The sequence below is a fragment of the Streptomyces sp. H27-H1 genome, assembly GCF_026627445.1.
In the GTDB taxonomy this organism is placed as follows: domain Bacteria; phylum Actinomycetota; class Actinomycetes; order Streptomycetales; family Streptomycetaceae; genus Streptomyces.
This window is the reverse complement of sequence record NZ_JAPNLJ010000024.1, coordinates 13,728-28,525: the sequence shown is the minus strand read 5'-3', so window position 1 is coordinate 28,525 and position 14,798 is coordinate 13,728. Positions and strand designations below refer to the sequence as shown.

The following is a 14,798-nucleotide window of genomic DNA, read 5'->3' as shown; positions in this document are numbered from 1 at the left end:
GGCAGTCTGCCGGTTCCCGTTACATCTCCGATGGAATACGGACATACCGGGTCCGTAGCTTCGTAGACGTCGCCACCGCCACGAAGTACGAACGAGCACGAGAAGAGCCCCCGCCATGCGCAGCCCGCACCGACGCACCACCCTCCGTACCGCCGCCGTCGTGGCCGGTGCGGCCGCCGTCCTCGCCCTTCCGGTGGGGTCCGCCTTCGCGGATTCCCCGGTGGTTCCGGAGCCGCAGGTCCTGCCCGGCGTCGAGCAGCCCTCCGTGGACCCGCAGCCCTCCGTGGATCCGCAGGAGCCGCAGGTGGACCCCACCGTCCCGCCGACCACTCCGCCGACCACCCCGCCCGCGACCCCGCCCGTGCAGCCTTCGGTCCGGGCCTACGTCACGACCGTGAAGCTGGCCGACGGATCGGTCGCCAAGGTCTACAAGTTCGGCGACGGCCACTTCGAGGCCGACATCTTCTCCGGCGACGTCAAGCTGGACACCCTGGTCAGCAAGGACGGCAGGCCGGCCCGCGGTCAGAACAACGGAATGTACGTGGTCCTCCAGCCGAACGGCACCGTCACCTCGTGGGTCGAGGGCACGTCCAAGCCGGTCGACGAGACGAAGCCCGAGCCGAAGCCCGAGCCTAAGCCCGTGGTGGAGAAGGAGACCTTCGTGCGGGTCGCGATGCCCGACGGATGGACCGCGAAGCTGATCGACGGCCCGAACGGCAAGCGCGCCGACATCTTGATGTCGGACGGGAACCTCCTCGGGACGATCGACCTGAAGCACCCGAGCGCGATGAACGACGGCTGGACGTACAAGCTCGTCCAGGACGGCAAGCGCGTGAAGTTCGTCGTCATCGACGGCAGGAGCGGCGGGAACAGCTGGGTGTACGAGTTCACCAGCGGCAAGCTGATCGAGAAGTACGAGGTCGCCAAGGGCGGCCCGAAGGACGCGAAGCCGGCCGAGAAGAAGACGGCAGTGACGAAGCCGGCCGAGAAGAAGCCGGCCGAGCGGGTCGTGCCGAAGGGCGGCGTGAAGGCGGGCGCCGAGGGCGTTACCCCGGTGTCGGCGGAGGCCGACGGGCAGACTCCGCTGCTGCTGGCCGCGGGCGGGGGCATGGCCGCCGTGGGTGCGGCCGGCCTCGGCTTCGCGATGCTGCGCCGCAACCGTGCCGGGAGCGGCCGGTCCTGACCGGCCCGGCTCCGTACAGCGGAACGGCCCGCCCCTTGAAGGGGGCGGGCCGTTCCGGCGTTCCGACCGCGCGGGCTACTTCGCCTCGGCGTCGGTCTCCGGCTCCGCCGGGACCTCGGCCTCGGTCGGAGCAGCAGCCTCGGTCGGAGTGGCAGCGGCCGGGGCAGCGGCCTCGGCAGCCGGCGCGGCAGCCGTCTCGGCCACCGGCTCCTCCTCGTCCACCACCACGGGCTCCACGGGTTCCACGGTCTTCACCGATTCCAGCAGCAGCTGCGCCACGTCGACCACCGTGACGTGTTCCTTCGCCTGGCCGTCGTTCTTCTTGCCGTTCACCGAGTCGGTGAGCATGACGAGGCAGAAGGGGCACGCGGTGGAGACGATGTCCGGGTTCAGGGACAGGGCTTCGTCGACGCGCTCGTTGTTGATGCGCTTGCCGATCCGCTCCTCCATCCACATCCGCGCGCCACCGGCGCCACAGCAGAAGCCCCGCTCCTTGTGGCGGTGCATCTCCTGCTGCCGCAGGCCCGGTACGGCCGACATGATCTCGCGCGGCGGCGTGTAGACCTTGTTGTGCCGGCCCAGGTAGCAGGGGTCGTGGTACGTGATCAGCCCGTCGACCGGGGTCACCGGCGTGAGGCGGCCCTCGTCGATCAGGTGCTGGAGCAGCTGCGTGTGGTGGATGACCTCGTAGTCGCCGCCCAGCTGCGGGTACTCGTTCGCGATGGTGTTGAAGCAGTGCGGGCAGGTGGAGACGATCCGCTTCGCCGTCTTCGGCTTGCGCGTCGACTCGTCCTCGTCGTCTTCGCCGAATGCCATGTTCAGCATCGCGACGTTCTCCTGCGCGAGCTGCTGGAACAGCGGCTCGTTGCCCAGGCGGCGCGGGGAGTCACCCGTGCACTTCTCGTCGCCGCCCATGATCGCGAACTTGACGCCCGCGATGTTCAGCAGCTCCGCGAAGGCCTTCGTGGTCTTCTTCGCCCGGTCCTCCAGCGCGCCGGCGCAGCCGACCCAGTAGAGGTAGTCGAACTCGGAGAGGTCCTCCGCGTCCTTGCCGATGATCGGGACCTCGAAGTCCACCTCCTTGGTCCACTCGACGCGCTGCTTCTTCGCGAGGCCCCAGGGGTTGCCCTTCTTCTCCAGGTTCTTGAGCATCGTGCCCGCCTCGGACGGGAACGCGCTCTCGATCATCACCTGGTAGCGCCGCATGTCGACGATGTGGTCGATGTGCTCGATGTCCACCGGGCACTGCTCGACGCACGCACCGCAGCTCGTGCAGGACCACAGGACGTCGGGGTCGATGACCCCGTTCTCCTCGGCCGTGCCGATCAGCGGGCGTTCGGCCTCCGCGAGGGCCGATGCCGGGACGTCTCTCAGCTGCTCCGGCGTCGCCTTCTCGTTGCCCTCCATGTCCTTGCCTCCGCCGGCCAGCAGGTACGGGGCCTTGGCGTGCGCGTGGTCGCGCAGCGACATGATCAGGAGCTTGGGGGAGAGGGGCTTGCCCGTGTTCCAGGCCGGGCACTGCGACTGACAGCGACCGCACTCCGTGCACGTGGAGAAGTCGAGGATGCCCTTCCACGAGAACTGCTCGACCTGCGAGACGCCGAAGACGTCGTCCTCGCCCGGGTCTTCGAAGTCGATGACCTTGCCGCCGCTGGTCATGGGCTGCAGGGCGCCGAGGGCGGTGGAGCCGTCCGCGTTCCGCTTGAACCAGATGTTCGGGAAGCCGAGGAAGCGGTGCCAGGCCACACCCATGTTGGTGTTCAGCGACACCACGATCATCCAGATCAGCGAGGTGCCGATCTTGATCATGCCGGTGAAGTAGATGGCGTTCTGCAGCGCGCCGAGCGAGAGCCCCTTGAACGCCAGCACCAGCGGGTACGAGACGAAGTAGGCGGGCTCGTAGGAGTCGACGTGGTGGATCGCGCCCTCGAGGCCGCGCAGCGCCAGGATCGCGAGGCCGATCGTCAGGATGATGTACTCGACGAAGTACGCCTGCCAGGCCTTGGAGCCGGTGAAGCGCGACTTGCGGCCGGCCCGCGAGGGCAGCGACAGCAGGCGGATCACGATCAGGACGGCGATGCCGACGATCGTCATCAGGCCGATGAACTCGGTGTACATCTCGAACGGCAGGAAGCCGCCGATGATCGGCAGTGTCCAGTCGGCCTGGAAGAGCTGCCCGTACGCCTGCACCAGGGTCGGCGGCAGCGTCAGGAAGCCGATCGCGACGAACCAGTGAGCGAAGCCGACGAGGCCCCAGCGGTTCATCCGGCTGTGGCCGAGGAACTCCCGGACCAGGGTGAGCGTTCGGGATTTCGGGTCGTCCGTACGGCTGCCGGCCGGTACGGGCTGTCCGAGCTTCACGAAGCGGTAGATCTGCGCCACGGCTCGGGCGAGCAGCGCGACGCCGACCACGGTCAGGACCAGCGACACGATGATCGCGGCGAGTTGCATGGAAGGGCTCCTCGGGCGGCACTTACTAAGCGGTAACTTATCCAGTCAAGGCTTGAGGTTACCCAGTCCCGACGCCGCAATGTAGCCGAGCGCGCGGTGATCTGCGTCGCTCGCCCCGGCCGCCGCGGGGCCGGCCCTGCCTCGTCGCCGCCTCGTCGCCGCCTCGTCGCCGCCACGTCGGCGTCCCGTCAGCGTCCCGTCCCCGCCCGACCCCGTCTCAGAGCCGCCCGTACCGCCAGGCCGCCCGCGGGCTCTGCGCGAGGATCGCCAGGTCCATCCCCAGCCAGTGGTTCTCCACATAGTGCCGGTCCAGCAGGTCCATCTCCTCCCACGGCAGGTCCGAACGCGCGCCCACCTGCCACAGCCCGGTCATCCCGGGCCGTACGAGGAGCCGGTCGGGCCGGTGCGGTGCGCCGTTCACGGGGGGCGGTCCGGGCCGCGGTCCGACCAGCGACATCTCGCCCCGGACCACATTGAGCAGCTGCGGCAGCCCGTCCAGCGCGTACCGCTCCAGCGCGGCCCCGGTCCGGCCCTTGCCGACCCGGAACCGCCACGCCCGGTAGGGCCGCCCAGCCAGCCCCGCCGCCGGTTCGCGTACGAGGACCCGCGCGCCCTGGGTCGCGTACAGGATCCCGGCGGTCAGCAGCAGCGGTACGAGGAGCAGCCCGAGCAGGAGCGCCGCGCCGGCGAGGTCGAGCACCCGCTTGGCCGGGGGCCCGGCCGGTCGCAGCCCTGACGGGAAGGGGAGGCGTGACAGCAGAGGCATGCCAGCACCGTGCCGGACGCCTCCCTCGGTGTGCGGGCGCCGCGCTGCGGCCGTGCCCCGTTCGGCTGAGGCGGAGCCGGTGGGGTGTCGGTGCCGGGGCCGGGCGAAGCGGTGTGCCTGAGCGTAAACGCAGCCTAAAGGTTGAGCCCCCTCGGCTCACCTCTGTTGACACCGGCAAACCGATCCGGCAGTCTTGAGTCTGTTCCACTCAAGTCAGCTGGAGGAATCAAAATGGCACGTGCGGTCGGCATCGACCTGGGCACCACTAACTCCGTCGTCAGCGTTCTGGAAGGCGGCGAGCCCACCGTCATCACCAACGCCGAGGGCGCCAGGACCACGCCGTCCGTCGTCGCCTTCGCCAAGAACGGCGAGGTCCTCGTCGGCGAGGTGGCCAAGCGTCAGGCAGTCACGAACGTCGACCGGACCATCCGCTCCGTCAAGCGCCACATGGGCACTGACTGGAAGATCAATCTGGATGGCAAGGACTTCAACCCGCAGCAGATGAGCGCCTTCATCCTGCAGAAGCTGAAGCGCGACGCCGAGGCGTACCTGGGCGAGAAGGTCACGGACGCGGTCATCACCGTCCCGGCCTACTTCAACGACTCCGAGCGTCAGGCGACGAAGGAGGCCGGCGAGATCGCGGGCCTGAACGTCCTTCGCATCGTCAACGAGCCGACGGCCGCCGCCCTGGCCTACGGTCTCGACAAGGACGACCAGACCATTCTCGTCTTCGACCTCGGTGGCGGCACCTTCGACGTGTCGCTCCTCGAGATCGGCGACGGCGTCGTCGAGGTCAAGGCCACCAACGGCGACAACCACCTCGGTGGCGACGACTGGGACCAGCGTGTCGTCGACTACCTGGTGAAGCAGTTCCAGAACGGCCACGGTGTCGACCTGGCCAAGGACAAGATGGCGCTCCAGCGTCTGCGTGAGGCCGCCGAGAAGGCGAAGATCGAGCTGTCCTCCTCCACGGAGACCTCGATCAACCTGCCCTACATCACGGCTTCCGCCGAGGGCCCGCTGCACCTGGACGAGAAGCTCACCCGCGCCCAGTTCCAGCAGCTGACCGCGGACCTGCTCGACCGCTGCAAGACCCCGTTCCACAACGTCATCAAGGACGCGGGTATCAACCTGTCCGAGATCGACCACGTGGTCCTGGTCGGCGGCTCCACCCGCATGCCGGCCGTCGCCGAGCTCGTCAAGGAGCTCACAGGCGGTCAGGACGCCAACAAGGGCGTCAACCCGGACGAGGTCGTCGCCATCGGTGCGACCCTCCAGGCGGGCGTTCTCAAGGGTGAAGTCAAGGACGTCCTGCTCCTCGACGTGACCCCGCTGTCCCTGGGTATCGAAACCAAGGGCGGCATCATGACCAAGCTCATCGAGCGCAACACCACGATCCCGACCAAGCGGTCCGAGATCTTCACGACGGCCGAGGACAACCAGCCGTCCGTGCAGATCCAGGTCTACCAGGGCGAGCGGGAGATCGCGGCGTACAACAAGAAGCTCGGCATGTTCGAGCTGACCGGCCTGCCGCCGGCCCCGCGTGGCGTCCCGCAGATCGAGGTCTCCTTCGACATCGACGCGAACGGCATCATGCACGTGACCGCGAAGGACCTCGGCACGGGCAAGGAGCAGAAGATGACCGTCACCGGCGGCTCTTCGCTCGGCAAGGACGAGGTCGACCGCATGCGCCAGGAGGCGGAGCAGTACGCGGACGAGGACCTCCGTCGCAAGGAGGCGGCCGAGTCCCGCAACCAGGGCGAGCAGCTCGTCTACCAGACGGAGAAGTTCGTCAAGGACAACGAGGACAAGGTCCCGGCCGACGTCAAGGACGAGGTCGAGGCCTCCATCGCCGAGCTGAAGGAAAAGCTCAAGGGCGAGGACGCCGCCGAGATCCGCACCGCGACCGAGAAGCTCGGTGCCGTCAGCCAGAAGCTCGGCCAGGCGATCTACGCCGACGCCCAGGCCTCCGGTGGCGCGCCGACCGCTGACGCGGGCCAGGCCGGAGCCGCGGACGCCGACGACGTCGTCGACGCCGAGATCGTCGACGACGAGAAGCCGAAGGGCGGCGCTGTCTGATGTCGGAGGAGACCCCGGGTTTCGACGAGAAGCCCGAAGTCCCCGCCGACGCCGCGCCTGACGACGCCGCCGAGCCGAAGGCCGCAGCTTCCTCCGAGGAGGAGGCCGCGGCCCCGGCCGGGGACTCCGCAGCAGTACAGGACGTAGCTCTCCTGGCCCAGCTGGACCAGGCCCGCACCGCGCTCGGTGAGCGCACCGCGGACCTCCAGCGGGTCCAGGCGGAGTACCAGAACTACCGCCGCCGCGTGGAGCGGGACCGGATCGCCGTCAAGGAGATCGCGGTCGCGTCCCTCCTGACGGAACTCCTCCCGACTCTGGACGACATCGGCCGGGCGCGGGAACATGGCGAGCTGGTCGGCGGCTTCAAGTCGGTGGCCGAATCGCTGGAGACCGCCGCGGCCAAGATGGGCCTGCAGCAGTTCGGCAAGGAGGGCGAGCCCTTCGACCCGACGATCCACGAGGCCCTGATGCACTCGTACGCCGCGGACGTCACCGAGGACACCTGCGTGGCGATCCTGCAGCCGGGCTACCGGATCGGCGAGCGTACGATCCGCCCCGCGCGGGTCGCGGTGGCCGAGCCCCAGCCGGGTACGGCGCCGAAGTCCGAGGCGGCGGAGGCCGAGACGCCGTCCGACAAGGACGCGGATGCCCCCGACGAGGGCTGACGCAGAACACGCAGTAGCTGAACGCGCAGTACCAGAGGGACGAGAAGTACGAGAGGAGGGACACCGGGGATGAGCACGAAGGACTTCGTCGAGAAGGACTACTACAAGGTCCTCGGTGTCCCGAAGGACGCCACCGAGGCCGAGATCAAGAAGGCGTACCGGAAGCTCGCCCGCGAGTTCCACCCGGACGCCAACAAGGGCGACGCCTCGGCCGAGGAGCGCTTCAAGGAGATCTCCGAGGCGAACGACATCCTCGGTGACGCCAAAAAGCGCAAGGAGTACGACGAGGCCCGCGCCCTGTTCGGCAACGGGGGCTTCCGCCCCGGTCCGGGCGGGGGCGGCGGCTCGTTCAACTTCGACCTCGGCGACCTCTTCGGGGGCCAGCAGCAGGGCGGCGCGGCCGGCGGTTTCGGCGGCGGTGGCCTGGGAGACGTCTTCGGCGGCCTGTTCAACCGCGGCGGAGCCGGCCCCGGCCCGGGTACCCGTACCCAGCCGCGGCGCGGCCAGGACATCGAGTCGGAGGTCACCCTCTCCTTCACGGAGGCGGTGGACGGGGCCACGGTCCCGCTCCGGATGTCCTCGCAGTCCCCCTGCAAGGCCTGTTCGGGCACCGGCGACAAGAACGGCACGCCCCGCGTGTGCCCGACCTGCGTCGGCACCGGCCAGGTCTCCCGAGGCAGCGGCGGCGGCTTCTCGCTGACCGACCCCTGCGCGGACTGCAAGGGCCGCGGCCTGATCGCCGAGAACCCGTGCGACATCTGCAAGGGCAGCGGACGGGCCCGTAGTTCCCGGACCATGCAGGTCCGGATCCCGGCGGGGGTCTCCGACTCCCAGCGGATCCGGCTGCGCGGCAAGGGAGCCCCGGGCGAGCGCGGCGGCCCGGGCGGTGACCTGTACGTGGTCGTGCACGTGGACGCGCATCCGGTCTTCGGCCGCAAGGACGACAACCTCACGGTGACCGTCCCGGTGACCTTCGCGGAGGCGGCGCTGGGAGCCGACATCAAGGTCCCGACCTTGAACGGCCCCTCGGTGACGCTGAAGCTGCCCCCGGGTACCCCGGGCGGCCGCACGATGCGGGCCCGCGGCAAGGGGGCGGTCCGCAAGGACGGCACCCGCGGCGACCTGCTCGTGACGGTGGAGGTCGCGGTCCCGACGGAGCTGAACGACAAGGCCCGCGAGGCCATGGAGCTGTATCGCGAGGCTACGGAGTCCGAGGACCCACGCTCCGCACTGTTCGAGTCCGCGAAGGGAGCATGACATGGACGGCCGCCGTAGGAGCCAGTACCAGCTCACCGATGAGACCCCGGTCTACGTGATCTCGGTGGCCGCCCAGCTCTCGGGCCTGCATCCGCAGACCCTGCGCCAGTACGACCGCCTCGGCCTGGTCTCCCCGGGCCGTACGGCCGGGCGCGGCCGGCGCTACTCGGCCCGTGACATCGAACTGCTCCGCACGGTGCAGGCGCTGTCCCAGGAAGAGGGCATCAACCTGGCCGGCATCAAGCGGATCATCGAGCTGGAGAACCAGGTCGCCGCGCTCCAGCAGCGCGTGGCCGAGCTCTCCACGGCGGTCGACGGCGCCGCCGCCGTCCTCCAGCAGCGCGAGGCCCAGGTGCACGCCTCGTACCGGCGCGACCTGGTCCCCTACCAGCCGCCGCAGCCGGGCAGCGCCCTGGTCGTCTGGCGGCCGGCGCCCAAGCGCCCGATGGACTGAGCGCGCCCGTACGGACGTGCGACGAAGGCCCCGCCCGGGTTCACCGGGCGGGGCCTTCCGCGTCGCCCCCGGTGCCCTGCAGGGCCTGCGCGCGGCCTTCAGCGTCCGGGCGCCGCCCTCAGGGGCCGGGCGCCGGGTCTTCCAGGATTCCCGACCGGGCGATGAGGAAGCCCAGCTGCGCCCGGCTGCCGCTGCCCAGCGAGGCCGCCAGTTTGGCGATGTGGGCGCGGCAGGTCCGTACGTTCATCCCCAGCCTGCGCGCGATGGCCTCGTCCACGTGCCCCTCGATGAGGAGCTGGGCGATGGAGCGCTGCACGCCGGAGATGCCGCCGGGGGTGTGCTGGTACGTCACCTCCGCCGACAGCGGGATGGCGCGGTGCCACAACTGCTCGAAGACCTTGATGAGGTAGTCGACCAGCCCGGGGTGGCGCAGTTCCAGGGCTGTCTTGCGGTCGTCGCTGGTGGGGATGAAGGCCACCGTGCGGTCGAAGATCATGAGACGCTCTATGAGCTCTTCGAGTGTGCGGATCTCCACCTTCCCCGCGGAGATCCGGTCCACGTAGGCGAGCGTGCCCTGGCTGTGCCGCACGGTGTGCTGGTAGAGCGTGCGGATCCGCACCCCGCGGTTGACCAGGGGAGCGGCGCGCTCCAGCGCCTCCGTGAGGACGGACGTGGACCGGGCCCCACCCGGTTGTACGGTCAGCACCTCGGTCCGGCATTCGGCGGTGGCCTGGTCGAGCGCGGTGTGGATCTGGTCGAACCCCTCCAGCACGGTGATGGCGTGGGTGTTCGCGGGGCTCTGTGCGCTGACGGTCAGAAACGGCTCGAATGCGTCGGTGAGATCTATGGTGTCGCGGCGCCGGTCCTGAATCTCTCGCTCGAGCGGATGGAGCCGCTGGGCGAGTGCGACGGACGGGGGAACCGCGCGCAGCTGGTTCGCGTCATCGGGGTCGGGCCTCAGCAGAGCGAATTCGAGCAGGCAGGGGGCGTTCTCGACCTCGCTGCGGGTGACCCGGCCGGTGCTCAGCGCGGCCGTGTAGAGCCGTGTTCCCTCCTCGCACATGGACGTGACGGGGTGGGGATGTGTCGGCTTTGTGTTGTTTCTGGGCAAATCTCCACCCCCCAGGGTCCTGAACATGCAAGAACATGATGCATCGTCCCTGTGGCAGCGACGTGCCCGAATGAGCCATCGTCTGACACGCGGGGGAGAAGATTTCCATCAAGTGAGGACGAAGCCGACCATGTACAAGAGAATGCTTCGCTCGGTACTTGCCATTGGGTTCTCCGCCGCTGCGGTCATCGGGGCAGTCAGCGCCTTCGGCGGGGACGTGGGGGGTACCGACACGCCCGTGGCGATAGGCCAGCCTGATCTGGGCTGGGATTCGACGCCCAACGACTTGGGCTGGGACTCGGCCGCAGCGTCGACCGACGACCTCGGCTGGGACTGATGACCCCCGACGATCACGGCTTCCGCCGTGAAATGGCATCGGCATACCGCTCCGGCTGGCAGTTCATCGATCTCACCAGCGCCATTCCTTACGCGGGTGACTCGCTGAAGGTCACCCTCTTCGGCCAGCCGATCATCGTGGTGCGGGAGGAGGACGAGGACGTCCGCGCCTACCGCTGTCTGCGCCGCCCCCGAGGCGCACCGCAGCCGGTCCGCTGCGAGATCCGGTACGGCATGGTCTTCGTCAATCTGGACCAGCGTGATCACCAACTTTTCGAGCCCGAATCCGCTGCCACCCCCCGCAGTGCCTGAAGCGATTCCCCTGTTGTCGAAGATCGCTCAGGCGCTACCCCCCACACAGCGACGCCATCGTGGACCTGACCACGATGGCGTCGCTGTGATGTCCGTGTCCAGTGGTTGAACCGGACATGGTTGAACCGGACACGGCCGGATCGGGCGTGGTCGTGCCGGAGGGGGCGGCCCCGGGCGGGCGCGTGCCGGGCAAGGCCGAGGCGGACTCCGCCGGCTACGCGCGCCCCATGGCCCGGTCCAGGCTGATCTCCACGACCACCCGGTCAGGGTTCGGCGAGGGCGTCCGCCCGTACCGCTCGGCGTAGCGCCGCACCGCCTCCGCGACGGAGGCCTCGTCCGTACGGACCACCGCGCGACCCTCCAGGGTCGCCCAGCGACGCCCCTCCATCTGGCACACCGCCACCCGGACCCCGCCCCGCGGGTCGCCCTGCGGGCCGTCCTGCGCCACCAGCACGTTGCGGACCTTTTTGCTGTGCTTGTTGCTGATCACCCGTGCCAGCCCGGCCTCCGGGTCGTACGTCACACCCACCGGGACCACGTGCGGACTGCCGTCGGGGCGGTGCGTGGTCAGCGTGCAGACGTGCCGTTCCCGCCAGAAGGCGAGGTACTCGGCCGTCGGGTTGAGTACGTCATGGGCTGTGCTGGTAACCGACATGCGCGAAGGGTACGTCGCGCCACCTTGAGTGGAATAGACTCAACTTTGTGCAGGTTGTCCATGTAAAGCACAAGCACGCGAGAGCTGCGGTGCAAGCCGCAAGCTGCACGAGTCGTACGACCCGCACGGAAGGGAGAAGGCGCACGTGGATGCCGAGCTGACCAACAGGAGCCGGGACGCGCTCAACGCGGCCACCACCAGGGCCGTCAAGGACGGGCACGCGGACCTGACGCCCGCGCACCTGCTGCTGGCGCTGCTCACCGGTGAGGACAACGAGAACGTCACCGACCTGCTGGCCGCGACGGACGCCGACCAGGCCGCCGTCCGCGCCGGAGCGGACCGGCTGCTCGCCGCCCTGCCCAGCGTCACGGGCTCCACGGTCGCGCCCCCGCAGCCCACCCGCGAGCTGCTCGCCGTACTGGCGGAGGCCGACGCGCGGGCCGGGAAGCTCGGCGACGAGTACCTCTCCACCGAACACCTGCTCATCGCCGTCGCCGCCAAGGGCGGCGCCGCCGGTGAGCTCCTTTCCGCCCAGGGCGCGACCGCGAAGAAGCTGCTGGCCGCATTCGAGAACGCAAGAGGAGGGCGGCGGGTGACCAGCCCCGACCCCGAGGGCCAGTACAAGGCCCTGGAGAAGTTCGGCACCGATTTCACGGCGGCCGCCCGCGAGGGCAAGCTCGATCCGGTCATCGGCCGTGACCAGGAGATCCGGCGCGTCGTCCAGGTCCTCTCGCGCCGTACGAAGAACAACCCGGTGCTCATCGGCGAGCCCGGCGTCGGCAAGACCGCCGTCGTCGAGGGCCTGGCCCAGCGCATCGTCAAGGGCGACGTCCCCGAGTCCCTGAAGAACAAGCGGCTGGTCTCCCTGGACCTCGGCGCGATGGTCGCCGGCGCCAAGTACCGCGGCGAGTTCGAGGAGCGGCTCAAGACGGTCCTCGCGGAGATCAAGTCCAGCGACGGCCAGATCATCACCTTCATCGACGAGCTGCACACGGTCGTCGGCGCCGGCGCCGGCGGGGACTCCGCCATGGACGCGGGCAACATGCTCAAGCCCATGCTGGCCCGCGGCGAACTGCGGATGGTCGGCGCTACCACCCTCGACGAGTACCGCGAGCGGATCGAGAAGGACCCGGCCCTGGAGCGGCGCTTCCAGCAGGTGCTGGTGGCGGAGCCGAGCGTCGAGGACACCATCGCGATCCTGCGCGGGCTCAAGGGCCGCTACGAGGCCCACCACAAGGTCGTCATCAACGACAGCGCGCTCGTCGCCGCGGCCACCCTCTCCGACCGCTACATCACCTCCCGCTTCCTCCCCGACAAGGCCATCGACCTCGTCGACGAGTCCATGTCCCGGCTCCGCATGGAAATCGACTCCTCCCCGCTGGAGATCGACGAGCTCCAGCGCTCCGTGGACCGGCTGCGGATGGAGGAGCTGGCCCTGAACAACGAGTCCGACCCGGCCTCGCGCGAACGCCTCGACAAGATCCGCAAGGACCTGGCGGACAAGGAGGAGGACCTGCGGGGCCTCACCGCCCGCTGGGAGAAGGAGAAGGAGTCCCTCAACCGGGTCGGCGAGCTCAAGGAGCGCCTGGACGACCTGCGCGGCCAGGCCGAGCGCGCCCAGCGCGACGGGGACTTCGACACCGCCTCCCAGCTGCTCTACGGGGAGATTCCGGCCCTGGAGCGGGAGCTCGCGGAGGCCACGGAGGAGGAGGCCGTCAAGGCGGGCTCCGGCTCCAAGGACAGCATGGTCAAGGACGAGGTCGGCCCCGACGACATCGCGGACGTGGTCGGCGCCTGGACGGGCATCCCGGCGGGCCGGCTGCTCCAGGGCGAGACCGAGAAGCTGCTGCGCATGGAGGAGGAGCTGGGCCGCCGCCTGATCGGCCAGGGCGAGGCCGTGCGTGCCGTCTCCGACGCCGTACGCCGCACCCGCGCCGGCATCGCGGACCCCGACCGGCCGACCGGCTCGTTCCTCTTCCTCGGGCCGACGGGCGTGGGCAAGACGGAGCTGGCCAAGGCCCTCGCGGACTTCCTCTTCGACGACGAGCGGGCCATGATCCGCATCGACATGTCGGAGTACGGCGAGAAGCACACCGTGGCCCGCCTCGTCGGCGCGCCGCCCGGCTACGTGGGCTACGAGGAGGGCGGCCAGCTGACGGAGGCAGTCCGCCGCCGCCCGTACTCCGTGATCCTCCTGGACGAGGTGGAGAAGGCCCACCCCGAGGTCTTCGACGTCCTGCTCCAGGTCCTCGACGACGGGCGCCTCACGGACGGCCAGGGCCGCACGGTGGACTTCCGCAACACCATCCTGATCCTTACCTCGAACCTGGGCAGTCAGTTCCTCATGGATCCGTCCACAGGTGTGGACGAGAAGAAGGCCAGGGTCCTGGACGTGGTGCGGGCCTCCTTCAAGCCGGAGTTCCTGAACCGCCTCGACGACCTGGTGGTCTTCTCCGCCCTGAGCGGGTCCGAGCTGGCCCACATCGCCGAGCTCCAGGTCGGCCGCCTCGCCAAACGGATGGCCGAACGCCGCCTCACCCTGGACGTCACCCCGGAGGCCCTGGCCTGGCTGGCGGACAAGGGCAACGACCCCGCGTACGGCGCCCGCCCCCTGCGCCGTCTGATCCAGACGGCCATCGGAGACCGCCTGGCCCGCGAGATCCTCTCGGGCGAGGTCAAGGACGGCGACACCGTCCGCGTCTCCGTCGCGGGCGACGACCTGCTGGTGGGCAAGGCGCTGTAGTCCGGAGCGGTCCCGGCCCGGAAACCCGGCGGGATCCCGCCCAGGCATCCGGCGCAATCCCGCCTCAGCCGGGCCCCCGGTCCATCCGGGGCCCGGCTTACCCGGTCCCTACTCCTGTCCGCCCTGCGCGGATCGGTACCGCCCGGGGTGGACACGGGGTGGGCGCGATGGGAGAGGATGGCGGCATCCGCACGAAGGGAAGTCACACGGTGAGCATCGACCCGGCCTCGATTCCGAACTTCGGAGGGCAGCAGCCCGATCCGCAGGCCACAGGACCGGCGGGCCCCGTCGTCCCCGACCAGGATCTGGTCAAGCAGCTCCTGGAGCAGATGGAGCTCAAGTACGTCGTCGACGACGAGGGTGACCTCGCGGCGCCGTGGGAGGACTTCCGCACGTACTTCATGTTCCGCGGCGAGGACGAGCAGCAGGTCTTCTCCGTACGGACCTTCTACGACCGTCCGCACAAGATCGAAGAGAAGGCTCAGCTCCTCGAGTCCATCGACGACTGGAACCGCCGCACGCTGTGGCCCAAGGTCTACAGCCACACGCACGACGACGGCTCCGTCCGCCTGATCGGCGAGGCGCAGATGCTGATCGGCACCGGCGTGAACCTGGAGCACTTCGTGTCCTCCACGGTCAGCTGGGTCCGCGCGTCGATCGAGTTCGACAAGTGGCTCGTCGAGCAGTTCGGCCTGGAGAAGGACGTCGACTCCACCGACGGCGACAAGGACGGCGAGGGCGGCGACAGCGAGACCAACTAGGTCTTCGCGGTCCGCGTCCCACCCC

General features: G+C 69.5%; 13 protein-coding genes. 9 read left to right on the top strand and 4 right to left on the bottom strand.

Features of this window, described 5'->3' with window-relative positions; translation table 11 throughout:
* The first annotated feature begins 115 nt into the window (after positions 1-115).
* Positions 116-1,183: a hypothetical protein gene (locus OTB20_RS24535; RefSeq protein ID WP_267820669.1), complete on the top strand. Its 1,068-nt coding sequence runs from the start codon at positions 116-118 to the stop codon at positions 1,181-1,183.
* Between the two features lie 75 nt (positions 1,184-1,258).
* Here OTB20_RS24535 and OTB20_RS24530 read toward each other — a convergent pair whose 3' ends face one another.
* Both OTB20_RS24530 and OTB20_RS24525 read right to left on the bottom strand, forming a co-directional pair.
* Complete coding sequence (locus OTB20_RS24530) at positions 1,259-3,634, bottom strand: (Fe-S)-binding protein (protein WP_267820667.1); 2,376 nt, start codon at positions 3,632-3,634, stop codon at positions 1,259-1,261.
* 217 nt (positions 3,635-3,851) lie between these two features.
* Positions 3,852-4,400, bottom strand: a complete 549-nt coding sequence (locus OTB20_RS24525) for a sugar transferase (protein ID WP_267820665.1) — start codon at positions 4,398-4,400, stop codon at positions 3,852-3,854.
* 231 nt (positions 4,401-4,631) lie between these two features.
* Between OTB20_RS24525 and dnaK the strand changes: the two genes are divergently transcribed.
* The 4 genes from dnaK (at position 4,632) to OTB20_RS24505 (ending at position 8,855) form a co-directional block, all read left to right on the top strand.
* Positions 4,632-6,479, top strand: a complete 1,848-nt coding sequence (dnaK, locus tag OTB20_RS24520) for a molecular chaperone DnaK (RefSeq protein ID WP_267820663.1) — start codon at positions 4,632-4,634, stop codon at positions 6,477-6,479.
* A complete protein-coding gene (gene grpE, locus OTB20_RS24515; protein ID WP_267820661.1) occupies positions 6,479-7,144 on the top strand; it encodes a nucleotide exchange factor GrpE in 666 nt (221 codons plus the stop codon). Before dnaK ends, grpE begins: the two co-directional genes overlap by 1 nt.
* A gap of 69 nt (positions 7,145-7,213) precedes the next feature.
* The gene (gene dnaJ, locus OTB20_RS24510; RefSeq protein WP_267820660.1) at positions 7,214-8,401 is read left to right on the top strand and encodes a molecular chaperone DnaJ; all 1,188 of its coding nucleotides are present in this window, start codon (positions 7,214-7,216) and stop codon (positions 8,399-8,401) included.
* Position 8,402: 1 nt separating this feature from the next.
* The gene (locus tag OTB20_RS24505) at positions 8,403-8,855 is read left to right on the top strand and encodes a heat shock protein transcriptional repressor HspR (RefSeq protein ID WP_267820659.1); all 453 of its coding nucleotides are present in this window, start codon (positions 8,403-8,405) and stop codon (positions 8,853-8,855) included.
* Positions 8,856-8,973: 118 nt separating this feature from the next.
* Here OTB20_RS24505 and OTB20_RS24500 read toward each other — a convergent pair whose 3' ends face one another.
* A complete protein-coding gene (locus OTB20_RS24500) occupies positions 8,974-9,993 on the bottom strand; it encodes a helix-turn-helix transcriptional regulator (RefSeq protein WP_267820657.1) in 1,020 nt (339 codons plus the stop codon).
* A 103-nt stretch (positions 9,994-10,096) separates the two neighbouring features.
* Between OTB20_RS24500 and OTB20_RS24495 the strand changes: the two genes are divergently transcribed.
* Together OTB20_RS24495 and OTB20_RS24490 are read left to right on the top strand one after the other, a co-directional pair.
* Positions 10,097-10,303 (top strand): hypothetical protein, encoded by a 207-nt coding sequence (locus tag OTB20_RS24495; protein ID WP_267820655.1) that lies wholly within the window; start codon positions 10,097-10,099, stop codon positions 10,301-10,303.
* Complete coding sequence (locus OTB20_RS24490) at positions 10,303-10,614, top strand: (2Fe-2S)-binding protein (protein WP_266906367.1); 312 nt, start codon at positions 10,303-10,305, stop codon at positions 10,612-10,614. Before OTB20_RS24495 ends, OTB20_RS24490 begins: the two co-directional genes overlap by 1 nt.
* Before the next feature lie 214 nt (positions 10,615-10,828).
* On the opposite strand, the gene OTB20_RS24485 is transcribed toward OTB20_RS24490, so the two are convergent.
* Positions 10,829-11,269 (bottom strand): pyridoxamine 5'-phosphate oxidase family protein, encoded by a 441-nt coding sequence (locus OTB20_RS24485; protein ID WP_267820653.1) that lies wholly within the window; start codon positions 11,267-11,269, stop codon positions 10,829-10,831.
* A gap of 145 nt (positions 11,270-11,414) precedes the next feature.
* Between OTB20_RS24485 and clpB the strand changes: the two genes are divergently transcribed.
* Complete coding sequence (gene clpB / locus OTB20_RS24480) at positions 11,415-14,012, top strand: ATP-dependent chaperone ClpB (protein WP_267820651.1); 2,598 nt, start codon at positions 11,415-11,417, stop codon at positions 14,010-14,012.
* Positions 14,013-14,221: 209 nt separating this feature from the next.
* The gene (locus tag OTB20_RS24475; protein WP_267820649.1) at positions 14,222-14,773 is read left to right on the top strand and encodes a YbjN domain-containing protein; all 552 of its coding nucleotides are present in this window, start codon (positions 14,222-14,224) and stop codon (positions 14,771-14,773) included.
* The last annotated feature ends 25 nt before the right edge of the window (positions 14,774-14,798 follow it).

Bases quoted from the DNA above. Each gene is read 5' to 3' on its own strand.
- OTB20_RS24535 (WP_267820669.1), top strand. From the start codon at position 116: ATGCGCAGCCCGCACCGACGCACCACCCTCCGTACCGCCGCCGTCGTG.
- OTB20_RS24530 (WP_267820667.1), bottom strand. From the start codon at position 3,634: ATGCAACTCGCCGCGATCATCGTGTCGCTGGTCCTGACCGTGGTCGGC.
- OTB20_RS24525 (WP_267820665.1), bottom strand. From the start codon at position 4,400: ATGCCTCTGCTGTCACGCCTCCCCTTCCCGTCAGGGCTGCGACCGGCC.
- dnaK (WP_267820663.1), top strand. From the start codon at position 4,632: ATGGCACGTGCGGTCGGCATCGACCTGGGCACCACTAACTCCGTCGTC.
- grpE (WP_267820661.1), top strand. From the start codon at position 6,479: ATGTCGGAGGAGACCCCGGGTTTCGACGAGAAGCCCGAAGTCCCCGCC.
- dnaJ (WP_267820660.1), top strand. From the start codon at position 7,214: ATGAGCACGAAGGACTTCGTCGAGAAGGACTACTACAAGGTCCTCGGT.
- OTB20_RS24505 (WP_267820659.1), top strand. From the start codon at position 8,403: ATGGACGGCCGCCGTAGGAGCCAGTACCAGCTCACCGATGAGACCCCG.
- OTB20_RS24500 (WP_267820657.1), bottom strand. From the start codon at position 9,993: ATGTTCAGGACCCTGGGGGGTGGAGATTTGCCCAGAAACAACACAAAG.
- OTB20_RS24495 (WP_267820655.1), top strand. From the start codon at position 10,097: ATGTACAAGAGAATGCTTCGCTCGGTACTTGCCATTGGGTTCTCCGCC.
- OTB20_RS24490 (WP_266906367.1), top strand. From the start codon at position 10,303: ATGACCCCCGACGATCACGGCTTCCGCCGTGAAATGGCATCGGCATAC.
- OTB20_RS24485 (WP_267820653.1), bottom strand. From the start codon at position 11,269: ATGTCGGTTACCAGCACAGCCCATGACGTACTCAACCCGACGGCCGAG.